Annotated in this window: 10 protein-coding genes; 6 read left to right on the top strand and 4 right to left on the bottom strand. The window is 40.4% G+C overall.

What is annotated here, in order from left to right; translation table 11 throughout:
* Positions 1-593: 593 nt before the first annotated feature.
* On the bottom strand, positions 594-1,943 hold the full coding sequence (locus M3O96_RS15800; protein ID WP_249722160.1) for a M28 family metallopeptidase: 1,350 nt from the start codon (positions 1,941-1,943) through the stop codon (positions 594-596).
* A gap of 68 nt (positions 1,944-2,011) precedes the next feature.
* Here M3O96_RS15800 and M3O96_RS15795 point away from each other — a divergent pair, with 68 nt between their 5' ends.
* The 6 genes from M3O96_RS15795 to M3O96_RS15770 all read left to right on the top strand — a co-directional run bounded on the left by M3O96_RS15795 (position 2,012) and on the right by M3O96_RS15770 (position 7,825).
* Positions 2,012-2,530 (top strand): DinB family protein, encoded by a 519-nt coding sequence (locus M3O96_RS15795; protein ID WP_249722158.1) that lies wholly within the window; start codon positions 2,012-2,014, stop codon positions 2,528-2,530.
* A 100-nt stretch (positions 2,531-2,630) separates the two neighbouring features.
* Positions 2,631-4,301, top strand: coding sequence for a DUF6909 family protein (locus M3O96_RS15790; RefSeq protein WP_249722156.1), 1,671 nt, complete (start codon positions 2,631-2,633; stop codon positions 4,299-4,301).
* Between the two features lie 211 nt (positions 4,302-4,512).
* Positions 4,513-5,076 (top strand): YceI family protein, encoded by a 564-nt coding sequence (locus M3O96_RS15785; protein WP_249722154.1) that lies wholly within the window; start codon positions 4,513-4,515, stop codon positions 5,074-5,076.
* Between the two features lie 11 nt (positions 5,077-5,087).
* The gene (locus M3O96_RS15780; protein WP_249722151.1) at positions 5,088-6,383 is read left to right on the top strand and encodes a hypothetical protein; all 1,296 of its coding nucleotides are present in this window, start codon (positions 5,088-5,090) and stop codon (positions 6,381-6,383) included.
* Positions 6,384-6,395: 12 nt separating this feature from the next.
* Positions 6,396-6,920 (top strand): hypothetical protein, encoded by a 525-nt coding sequence (locus M3O96_RS15775; protein WP_249722149.1) that lies wholly within the window; start codon positions 6,396-6,398, stop codon positions 6,918-6,920.
* A 371-nt stretch (positions 6,921-7,291) separates the two neighbouring features.
* Complete coding sequence (locus tag M3O96_RS15770) at positions 7,292-7,825, top strand: hypothetical protein (protein ID WP_249722146.1); 534 nt, start codon at positions 7,292-7,294, stop codon at positions 7,823-7,825.
* Positions 7,826-7,838: 13 nt separating this feature from the next.
* Here the strand turns inward: M3O96_RS15770 and argH are convergent, their stop codons facing one another.
* The 3 genes from argH to argB form a co-directional block, all read right to left on the bottom strand.
* Positions 7,839-9,176 (bottom strand): argininosuccinate lyase, encoded by a 1,338-nt coding sequence (argH, locus tag M3O96_RS15765; protein ID WP_249722143.1) that lies wholly within the window; start codon positions 9,174-9,176, stop codon positions 7,839-7,841.
* A gap of 296 nt (positions 9,177-9,472) precedes the next feature.
* Positions 9,473-10,555, bottom strand: a complete 1,083-nt coding sequence (locus M3O96_RS15760; protein ID WP_249722141.1) for a M20 family metallo-hydrolase — start codon at positions 10,553-10,555, stop codon at positions 9,473-9,475.
* 19 nt (positions 10,556-10,574) lie between these two features.
* On the bottom strand, positions 10,575-11,375 hold the full coding sequence (argB, locus tag M3O96_RS15755) for an acetylglutamate kinase (protein WP_249722139.1): 801 nt from the start codon (positions 11,373-11,375) through the stop codon (positions 10,575-10,577).
* Positions 11,376-11,383 lie beyond the last annotated feature (8 nt).

The following is an 11,383-nucleotide window of genomic DNA, read 5'->3' as shown; positions in this document are numbered from 1 at the left end:
AGTCTATTCTGCAGGAAATTTATATTATTTTTCAACCAATCAAAAAGTCCCTTTAGGGACATGATATTGGTAGAAATAAGTTTTCGAAGATTGGTTATTGTGCCTTTAGGTACAAAATATATTCCGTACCTAAAGGCACTTAGGAATAGTTTTCAAATATAAGGCTACCTATATTTTGTCCCTAAAGGGACTTAAGCGAATTAGAATTGCATTGAATCCATTAAAGAATATCACTCAATATAAAAGAGAATTGGGTTGATATATGCCTTCGGCGATAATAAAAGGATATATGCTTCGCGAAATAGATGGATATATGCCTTCGGCGATATTTAAAAGATATAACCTTCGCGAAATAAATTGAAATATGCCTTCGGCGATATAATTTTTAAGCATCAAAACTGATTTACAGAATTGAGATTTAGTCTCGGCAACCTATTTCATTATTTCTACTCTATTTCAACTTTATTTCCACCATATTTCTACCTTGTCTCAAAATCAATATCCATCAATATCCAATATCCACTAATATCTATAACAACCCTATTTCAACTTTATTTTAACCATATTTCTACTTATATCCATTAATTTTAAAATTACCTCGTAATCGGCTGCGGGAATACCGCCATACTTTCATGCCCATCTTCCCCGACTGATTGGACTGCAAAGAAAAAGTTGTCTTTGGAATAGGGTATGGTCAGGGTAGTGGCTTCTGTATAAAATTTCTTTTCCCAATTGGAAGAATCTGTTTCACGCATCATGACATAGTATCCTTTTGCTTTTCCTTTTGCCGGAGCTTCCCATCTGAGGGTGGAGGTGTTGCTGAGTTTTCTGACATCAATACCGACGGTTTGAGGTTCTGAAGGTGCAGAGGCCATGGAATACAAAGATGCCAAGTTGATTCCGGTTACTTTTCTCATATATTCAAAATCCACGAATTCAGGCAAATCACCGTATTGGATGCCATTTTCTACCCTGACGTTTTCATGTTGGTGGTAGTAATTCTCGTTCATTTCGCATACCCTGATGGCTGTAAATCCCTCTCTCGCAAAAGGAGTATGGTCACCACCTCTGAGGAATCGGTCATTTCTATAGACCAATTTTACTTCAAGCTGATCGACATACCGTTCCCCGACTTCTTTCATGTATCGGGCGAGTTGACGGGATTTGCTGTCGTTTTCACCATTGGTGTAACGTCTGATAGCAGTCATTTGCTCCGTCTCCGCAGCAGGAACACCCTCAGAGAAGATCCTGACACGGGTATTGTCATTGATGTTGGTTTCCGAAGAATTACTGTTGCCGATCATGTCATTGTTGAGCATGGCGACTAGGTTCCAGTTTTCTTTTTTGGCTTTTTCAGCAAGATATGCAGCACCTTTCAATCCTTGCTCTTCACCCGAAACAGCCACAAAAATAATGGTGGAGGGAAAGGATTTTTGTGACATGATTCTTGCCAATTCGATCACTGCTGCCACGCCCGAACCGTCATCATTGGCTCCCGGTGCATCGATCTCTGTATTCATCACATCCAAAGCACGGCTGTCCACATGCGCAGAGATGACAAAAACCCTATCATCATTCGGGTCGGTTCCCTTTAGCGTTGCCATCACATTGGCGGATTGGCTGTCTTTTAGGATTCTTCTGTTGTCAGCAGGGATAGTGTATTGGTCCAAGAAAGAAGTCAACCTGCCACCTGAAGCAGGTTCAAAAGATTTGAAATGGTTAAGAATATATTGCTGTGAGGCAGAGATACCTTCTTTTGAATTGTTTGTACTCAAAGTATGGCGGGTTCTGAATCCGGCAAGGTCTCTGACATATTTTTCAAGATTGGTGGCGGATATTTCTTTGACCATCTTTTCTATTTCGGCATCGCGGTGGATGATCTGAGTCTGTGCAACAGCGAAATTTGAAGCAAAACAAGCAAGCAGGAGTAAAATTCTTTTCATAATCAGAAATGCTCAAGGTGAATGGGTTAAATTTACCTGTAGATATTTCAATTTTAAAACAGAATTACATGAACGAATTATTAGTGCCCCGCGAAGGTGAATACGAATCCTATTATACCGGCTATGTCAATTGGGTCATAGGAAAGGATATTCCTTCCCTGCTTTTGGAACAAGTAGATGAGATCAGGAAATTTTATGAGCAGATGGGAGAAGAGAAGAGCCTACTCGCCTATGAACCGGGAAAATGGACAGGCAAGGAAGTTTTGGGACATATCATCGATACAGATAGGATCATGACTTTTAGGGCCTTGTGCTTTGCACGGGGAGAAAAAGCCGCCCTTCCGGGATTTGATCAAGATCAATATGTCGCCACAGCTGATTTCAACAGTGTTCTGCTTTCTGATTTGTTGGAGGACTTTGAACAGTCAAGAAAAGCCTTGGTTACTCTTACGAAAAACCTACCGGAATCTTCCTATACCAATATCGGAAATGCCAATGGCTTCAAAGTTTCGGTTCGTGCCTTGATCTATATTATAGCCGGTCATTCACAGCACCATTTGAATATTTTGAGACAGAGATATGTCTAAATCAAACCTATTGATACTGGGGTAATGATAATTTAACAAGACAGATTGGGCAAAAATCATTAAATTTGTAGAATTTATCCAATCAATAATTTTAATAAAGATGCAAAGAACACGCGCACAAGAATCAAGAGCAGCCATCGAAAAACTCTATATCACAATGAGACACTTGTTTATGAGGGGGTCTTACAAGCCAATGGGGGTTTCAGGAGAGTCGCTTGTAGATTCACTTTTGGTGTTGAGTCCGGAGATTTACGGACTGTTGGGCGACGAGGAAAAGATTGAATTAGACGGGTTGCTTTATGTAATGGAGCGGCTACCAAGAGGCATTGAACAGTGCCGCTACATCAGGTTGATCAGTAGGGAAGGTTATGAGAATTCCACTTTCTCAGCCATCATTCCTGCTAAGCGAAAGAGAAACTGTTACCGTGTAGATCAGGACCAAATGTATGTCGAGATGACACGTGGAAGGTCAGATATTTACGATATCCTGACACATATCACTTTTCTTTATATCGAGTCAGAAAAAATCAAATCCAACAGCACAGACCACAAAGGAAGGTTTGACCTTAATTGGGAAATGTTGGAAAAAACTGTTGAAAAAGAAGTAAACGGAGAAGAATTTGATAGGGAAGTGGCTTGCTCTTATCTGAGTCATGTCATCGGCAGGACTTTTGATGAGACCCATGCCGCTGTCCAAAAATTCGAAACCTCTCCCCATACGAGCAGTCTATTTTCGGTAGTCTATAATCTGGGGAAGCTGGCTATGGATGAATTTTTCAACGGCAAAGACAGGGAGATTTCTTTTTCTTCAACTTTACGGCAAAGGGTAGGCCATCATGTCTATGGTGAGCTTTGGGCTAATACCATCAAATCTGTATTGTTTGACCAAGGACTTATTGACCGGCCTATCCATATCATTTCTGCCAATCTTCACAGTGTGACCAATACCATTTACGGCCATCAGGCTTTGGGATTGAAGTCGTTTGAGGAGATCGAAACTGTTGCTATGGGCATCAGTACCGGGGCTAAAACAAATAAAGGTAAAGAAATATGGAATTTTGCTTTAAAAAATGGACTCATTGAAGTCCATGATGCTTCGGGTACCAATATCAATGTACAGGTCATTGACACCTCTAAAATGTCAAAGTCCACCCTTATTCCCGGAGTGACAATTCCCAAAGAGGAAAAAAAGAAGCCTGTGATTCTGATTATGGATTATGCCTTTGGCGAGCAGGCATACGAATGCTTTGATGAATTGCTCAAATCATATGACCATCCCAACGGGAAAACCTATTCATTAAATGTGGTTTCCGCTTCTATAATGGGAAAAGCAGGTATCCTGACAGGCAAAAAAGGGGATATCATGATCCCGACAAGCCATGTTTTTGAAGGCACAGCAGATAATTATCCCCTCAAGAATGAACTGAAAAAACATGATTTCGAAGGTTTTGGATTGGGAGTATACGAGGGGACCATGTTTACTGTATTGGGAACATCACTCCAAAACAAGGACGTACTCAGCTACTTGATGGAATCGAGTTGGCAAGCCATTGGTCTTGAAATGGAAGGTGCCCACTACCAAAAGGCTATCCAATCAGAAAGTAAGATCCGACAGAATATCGGAAAAAATGTCAAAGTATTGTACGCTTACTATGCTTCTGACAATCCTTTGGAGACCGGAAGTACTTTGGCATCAGGTGCATTGGGCATGGAGGGAGTGCGTCCGACCTATTTGATAACGTATAAAATTTTGGAAAAATTATTTAAATAAAGTAAAGGATTTATTTTATCCTGTCTTAGACTGATTCAACAGAATTTTCACCTGATTTTTGGTGGAAATTCTGTTTTTTTATTTTGACTTAATCCATATAATATCGTTGTGCTTAAAATCATACTTTTAAATGACTTTGATCATGTTTTAATGAGATGCATATCCTCAAATTTGAGTCATTAAACAAACACAACTGATTATGAAAAATAGCATGAAGAAGATATCAACGATACTGGTTTTTATCCTGATATCATCAATTTCGGCCCTTCAGGCTCAAACCAAGTACACACTTTCCCCTTCTCCTACATTACAGATTGATGGTGGTTCCTCTCTTCACGATTGGACAATGACCACAAGCACAGCCAAAGGGGAAGCCCTGCTGGTAGTAGAAGGCAACCAATTGAAAAGTGTGCAAAGCGCCACTGTTTCTGCCCAAGCAGAAAGTCTAAAAAGTGGAACCAAAGGCTTAGACAACAATGCCTACAAAGCACTCGACACAAGCAAAAACAAAGAAATTAGATTTGCACTAAAAGAAATCACAGGAAGTGGAAGCAGTTTTCAAGCTAAAGGCGATTTCACAATTGCCGGTGTTACCAAACCTGCATCATTTCCTCTGAAAGTAACCCAAAATGGTAACAAATTCACTTTCGAGGGAAGCTTTGATACCAAATTAACCTACTTCTCCATCACTCCACCGACTGCTCTGATGGGAACAGTAAAAACTAGAGACGAAGTCAAAATATCATTTAAAACAACATTTCAACCTATCAATTAAATCTTTACATCATGAAAAGGAAATTTATTGCAACGCTCGTATTTGTGGGGTTATCCTTATCCACATTTGCCCAAGGTCTTCAAAGGGACTTACAATTCTGGAGACCGTATGACCAAAGAGGTATCAACATTTTCGAAACAGGAAAAAATGATTCCGTAGCCTTTGAAGGAATGAAAGTCCGTATCGGTGGCCATTTTACCCAACAATGGCAAAACCTAAGTCATACAAATACTGCCAACCCAGTATTGAATGCCAACAACGTAAACTTAAACCAACTTATAGACATCGGAGCTGGTACCAACCTAGCCACGGCCAACCTTAACATTGACGTGGCCTTGGCAGATGGTTTAAGATTGAATCTGATTGCTTACCTGTCTTCAAGACACCACCCAGAAACATGGGTAAAAGGTGGATACTTACAGGTGGACAAACTGACTTTCCTGAATGTAGGCAACACAGATTGGTTTGATAAATACCTGACATTACGTGTCGGTCACATGCAGATCAACTATGGCGACGCGCAATTCAGAAGATCAGACAACGGTAATGCCATGTACAACCCATTCATTGGAAACTACATCATGGATGCCTTTACCACAGAAGTCGGTGGAGAGTTGTTCTTCCAATCTAACGGTATCTTGGCCATGGTTGCTGTCACAGGTGGTGAAATCCAAGGTGGTGTGACCAGACCGGCTGATAGAGCACCTGCTTTTATAGGTAAATTGGGATATGACAAACAACTTTCAGATGATTTGAGAATCAGGTTAACCGGTTCCGTCTATACCACTTCAAGTTCTGCCAATAACACATTGTGGTCTGGTGACCGTGCAGGTTCAAGATACTACATGGTTATGGAAAACACCTTGGCAACTACTGCTGGTAACTTCACCTCAGGACGTTTCAACCCGGGTCAAAGAGATAACGTCACTGCCTTTGTGGTTAACCCCTTTGTTAAATTTCAAGGATTGGAGCTCTTTGGTAACTTTGAACAATCAACAGGTAGGGCTGCCAACGAAACAGTAGACAGAACTTGGAACCAAACAGGTCTTGACTTAGTCTACAGATTTGGAAGAAGCGAAAAATACTACGTAGCCGGAAGATACAACGAAGTTAACGGTAAATTGGCAGGCTCAGGATTAGATGTAAGCTTAGACAGAATCCAGATTGGTGGTGGTTGGTTTGTAACCAAAAACATCCTTGCCAAATTGGAATATGTTCAACAAAACTTCAATGACTTCGCTGCCACTGATATCAGAAACGGCGGTCAATTCAAAGGTCTAATGATTGAAGGCGTGATTGGATTCTAATTCTAAAAAAGCATGATGCGTATCCTTCTAGTCCTGATTTTGATATTGTTAAATACTGAGCCAAAGGAGAGAGAGGTAATAGTCACCAAAAAAATGATCACAGTAAGTGGTCAGACCTCGATCGGTGGATTCAGTTGCGATTATTCAAAAGGGGGCTTGAAGGATACGCTTTTTATTGACCATTCTTCTAGCCTCAAGGAAATGGTTTTTGACATACCTGTTCAGGATTTTTCTTGTGGTAATTTTATAATCAATAAAGACTTTAGAAATACCATCAAAGCTGACAAGTATCCTTCAGCGAGAGTCAGGGTTCAGAACCTCAAGTCCAATTATGGGCATTATACCTGCGACCTTTCAGTCACTTTGGTAGGTAAAAAATTAGATTTCTCATCGCTTGTTTTGAAAAGAGTTCCTGAAGGACTCCATGCCAACCTGGTGCTTAGTTTTGATGACCTTGATCTGGAAGCACCCAAAAAAATGGGAGGAATGATTAAAGTAGAAGAGAAGCTTACCTTGGATTTTACTTTGGGTTTTTAAATTATTCCTGCTAATTACCCACTCTTTATCTTGAATGATTGATAAGTTAAAAGAGTTTTTTTTCATCAATTAGCTCCATTGATTGGATTGATAAGGCCTACAAGGTCGTATGAATGGTCTTCAAAACCACTTTTCAGCCAAGCAATTGATTTCTTGTTTTGAGCAAATTAGTACATGTCCACATTCCTTGCAAGGTTATTGCTATTTACATTTCATGGTAGATTTTATAAGGTCTTACTATTCATGAAGTTCTTCTGATGAAATGAATTCTTGAACTTCAATGACCGAAGACTTTGCAGAGTGGAAGGTATATTGTTTTTAACCAGATTGGCAGAAATAATTAAAATTTAGAATTCCCAAAATCGGTATGTATGAGTTTCATGTTTTTCTTTTTAGTGTTTAATTTCTTTACAGCAAATGAAGTGGCTGAAACTTATGTAGTAAAGGAGAAGAGGATCTCGGTCAAGGGGAAAACCTCTTTGGGCGGATTTACCTGTAAATATTCCGAAAAGGGATTAAAAGAATCCCTTGTTATGAATTCCCAAAATGGGTTGCCCGACCTTGATCTCAATATTATAGTGGAAAATTTCGGTTGCGGAAATTTTATACTGAACAAGGATTTTCGCAATACAATCAAAGCCAAAGAATTCCCAATGGCTAAAGTCAGAGTCAACAATTGGGTGAGGAAAAATGGGAGATTTTATTGCAACATGTTCGTGACATTGGCCGGCAAGCATCTTGTTTTCAGGGATCTTGAATTGGTCAGGGTCAAAGAGGGTGTCAAAGCAAATGTAAAGATCCAATTTTCCCAATTGGGATTGGCTCCACCAAGCAAGATGGGGGGAATGGTCAAAGTTGATGAAAATCTGGACCTTGAGATTGTTTTGGCTTACTCAGTTCGCTAAATTTTTAGCTAATTTATATCGACAAAAGCTGGATTAGGGCCTTGTCTACTTTTCCAAAATCAAATTTATTGACAGCTTTTTCCATTTTTGCTTCGATTTCAGCTGTGCAAAGGTTTCCAATACTGCCTTCATGGGTATGTGCAACTTTGTTTTGCTCAGGATGAAAATCTCCCTTTTCGATATCCAATCCGACTTTTTTGTAAGCATCACGGAAAGGCATCCCATTCAAAACCAGTTCATTGACCACTTCCACGCTAAAGGCATGCTTGAAAAAAGGATCAGCGAGGATATTTTCTTTCACCTTGATTTCCCGGAGCATAAAAGTACTCATCCTGATACAATCCAATAAAGTCTCGATACCCGGAAAAATAGCTTCCTTTAGCAATTGAAGATCGCGGTGGTACCCTGTCGTCGTATTGGTCAGCATCAGGGTGATGGTATTTGGAATCCCTTGGAGTTGGTTGGTTTTTGCACGGATCAGTTCAAACACATCAGGGTTCTTCTTATGTGGCATAATGCTGCTTCCTGTGGTCAGGTCATCAGGAAATGTCAGGAATCCAAAATGCTGGTTCATGAAAATACAGACATCAGAAGCTAGCTTGTTCAATGTTCCCGACAAACCTGAAATCGCAAAGGCAATCGTCTTTTCTGTTTTTCCGCGGCTGTTTTGGGCATTGATGACATTGTGGTGGAGGTCTTCAAAACCCAAAAGGTTTGTGGTTAATGTTCTGTCCAAAGGAAATGAAGAGCCATAACCCGCAGCCGAGCCAAGCGGATTTTTATTGGAAAGACGATAAGCTGTCTGCAACAAATCAAGGTCTTCTGTCAGACCTTCGGCAAATGAACCAAACCAAAGTCCAAAAGAAGAAGGCATCGCCAGTTGGGTGTGGGTATAACCCGGCATCAGGTCATGTTTGTGTTTTTCTGAAAGCTTTATCAAAAGCCCAAAAAGCTCCTCTGTAGCCTCTACAATTTCTCTGATTGCAGCTCTGTAATACAACTTAAGATCCACCAAAACCTGGTCGTTTCTAGAGCGGCCGCTGTGGAGTTTTTTGCCAACTTCGCCATAACGCTGAGTCAATAAAAATTCTACTTGAGAATGAACATCTTCCACGCCTTCTTCGATTTTGAATTGGCCTTTTTCTATTTCAAGGTAAATTTCTTTCAAGCCTTTCTTGAGCAAAACCAAATCACCCGTTTCCAATAGGCCTATTTTCTCCAACATGATGGCATGTGCCATCGAACCCAAAACATCAAATGGAGCGAGTATGGCATCAAACTCAGGATCTCTACCGATGGTAAATCTTTCAACTTCAATTTTTGATCCTGTATTTTTTTGCCAGAGTTTCATGGTTGGTAAGGGAGTTAATGGTTATTGGTTAATGAGTTATTGATAATTGTCAACGGTCCATGGTCGATAGTCCACGGCAGATTCATTGTATATTCAAAATTTGTCCTATTTGTTGAAAGGTTATTTCGAAATAAATTGATAAAGTAGAAATAAGGTTGAAATATGGTAGAAATAAAATGGAAATATGGTTGATATATGATGGAAATAAAATGGAAATAGGATTGAAATAAAATTGAAATATGGTTGATATAAATAGATATAAAATTGAAATATGATAGATATAAAAGGAAATAATTTTAGGCTATGTGGAAGTACTTTTCAAGTAAAGTAATATAGCCTTGGATGCCTTCCTTGATTTCTTCGATGCAGATAAACTCGTCTGCTGTATGGGATCGGGCGGAGTCACCGGGACCCATTTTGACAGATGGATAGGGGATCAATGCCTGGTCCGAGAGGGTAGGGCTGCCATACATTTGCAAGCCCAAAGATTTTCCAACCTCAATGATTTTATGTCCTTCTGGTACTTTTGAGGAATTGAGTCTGCTTGATCGTGGAACCAAATCAGCGTTTAAAATACTTTTCAATTCTTCAAAGGCTTCTCCCAATGTATAGCTGTCTGTAACCCGTACATCCAAGGTAAAGGTGCATTGGTCAGGGACCACATTGTGTTGGGAACCAGCTTGGATAATGGTGGCTGTCACTTTTGTTTTCCCCAAATACGGGGAGACTTTTTGGAACTGATAATTCCTGATTGTATTTAAATCATCCAAAGCCTTGTAAATCGCATTTTCCCCTTCTTCCCTCGCTGCATGTCCTGCTTTGCCTTTTACAATTGCGTCAATGACGAGTAGACCTTTCTCCGCAACAGCCATTTGCATCAAGGTTGGTTCTCCGACGATAGCCAATTCCATTTCCGGAAGGTGGGAAAGAATGCTTTCAATGCCATTTTTTCCTGAAATTTCCTCTTCTGCCGTAGCTGTCAATATCAAATTATAGGGAATTTCCTTTTCGTAGAAATAACAAAAAGCACCAATCAAGCTTACCAAACAACCCCCGGCATCGTTGCTGCCTAACCCATAAAGTTTCCCTTCCGCTGTGATCGCCTGGAACGGGTCATTGGTGTAACCAGAATTGGGTTTGACTGTATCGTGATGGGAATTGAGGAGAATTGAAGGTTTGGATGGGTCAAAGTTTTTATTGTAAACCCAGATGTTATTCCCTTTTCTTTGGGTTGGGATATGTCGCTGTGCAAAAAACCCGCCAATGAGATCTCCGGTTTTATCCTCTTCCCTGCTCAAAGAAGGTGTCTCAATCAATGAAACCAACAGAGACAGGGCATCTTCAAAAAGGGATTGTAATTGGGGATAGGACTTACTCATTTTTCAAATTAGAATAATGTCAGTACAGGTCGTACCGGTATTTTTCAATGGTGGTGCCTGAGAGTTTTCCTTTTGCCGCCAAAAGGAGATTTTCTGCTTTCCCGATCCATACGAAGTTGACACCTTTATTGAGTGCGGCAAATGCATTGTCCAATTTTGGGATCATACCTGAATGGATGACATTTTCTTTTCTTAGCTCAGCATAGATGTCCTCGTTGATCATTGGAATGATGGAGTTGTCATTTTGCTCGTCAATCAAGACCCCCGATTTATTAAAACAATAATAGAGATTTACCTTATGGTATTTGGAGAGGTTTGTTGCTAGCTCTGAGGCTATGCTGTCGGCATTGGTGTTGAGCAATTGACCTTTTTTGTCATGCGTGATGGCACAGACCACAGGGGTAATATCGTTGTCTAATAGTGTTTGGATCAGGTCCACATTGACTTCTTTGATATCACCTACGAATCCATAATCTATGGTTTTGACAGGTCTCTTTTCTGACCTGATGAGGTTACCGTCTGCACCTGACATCCCGATGGCGTTTTGTTTGAGGCCCTGGAGTCTGGCAACAATCTGTTTGTTGATCAGCCCGGCATAGACCATGGTGACAATTTCAAGCGTCTCCTTGTCTGTGATTCGCCTTCCGTCGACCATTTCGGGCATGACCCCGAGGCTTTCACCAAATTTTGTTGCCATGATTCCACCTCCATGAACAAGTATTTTCTTGCCGGGAAACCTTGAAAAAAGAAAAAGGAATTCCTCCAGTTTGGCGGGGAAGTCTATGACATTCCCTCCGATTTTGATTATGCTGATATTCATGGTTCTAT

This window comes from Aquiflexum sp. TKW24L (genome assembly GCF_023502205.1).
Taxonomy (GTDB): domain Bacteria; phylum Bacteroidota; class Bacteroidia; order Cytophagales; family Cyclobacteriaceae; genus Cognataquiflexum.
The sequence above is the reverse complement of the archived record's forward strand: the minus strand, read 5'-3'. Positions and strand labels throughout refer to the sequence as shown.

Coding starts and splice junctions, on each gene's coding strand:
- M3O96_RS15800 (WP_249722160.1), bottom strand. CDS start 1,943: ATGAAAAGAATTTTACTCCTGCTTGCTTGTTTTGCTTCAAATTTCGCT.
- M3O96_RS15795 (WP_249722158.1), top strand. CDS start 2,012: ATGAACGAATTATTAGTGCCCCGCGAAGGTGAATACGAATCCTATTAT.
- M3O96_RS15790 (WP_249722156.1), top strand. CDS start 2,631: ATGCAAAGAACACGCGCACAAGAATCAAGAGCAGCCATCGAAAAACTC.
- M3O96_RS15785 (WP_249722154.1), top strand. CDS start 4,513: ATGAAGAAGATATCAACGATACTGGTTTTTATCCTGATATCATCAATT.
- M3O96_RS15780 (WP_249722151.1), top strand. CDS start 5,088: ATGAAAAGGAAATTTATTGCAACGCTCGTATTTGTGGGGTTATCCTTA.
- M3O96_RS15775 (WP_249722149.1), top strand. CDS start 6,396: ATGATGCGTATCCTTCTAGTCCTGATTTTGATATTGTTAAATACTGAG.
- M3O96_RS15770 (WP_249722146.1), top strand. CDS start 7,292: ATGAGTTTCATGTTTTTCTTTTTAGTGTTTAATTTCTTTACAGCAAAT.
- argH (WP_249722143.1), bottom strand. CDS start 9,176: ATGAAACTCTGGCAAAAAAATACAGGATCAAAAATTGAAGTTGAAAGA.
- M3O96_RS15760 (WP_249722141.1), bottom strand. CDS start 10,555: ATGAGTAAGTCCTATCCCCAATTACAATCCCTTTTTGAAGATGCCCTG.
- argB (WP_249722139.1), bottom strand. CDS start 11,375: ATGAATATCAGCATAATCAAAATCGGAGGGAATGTCATAGACTTCCCC.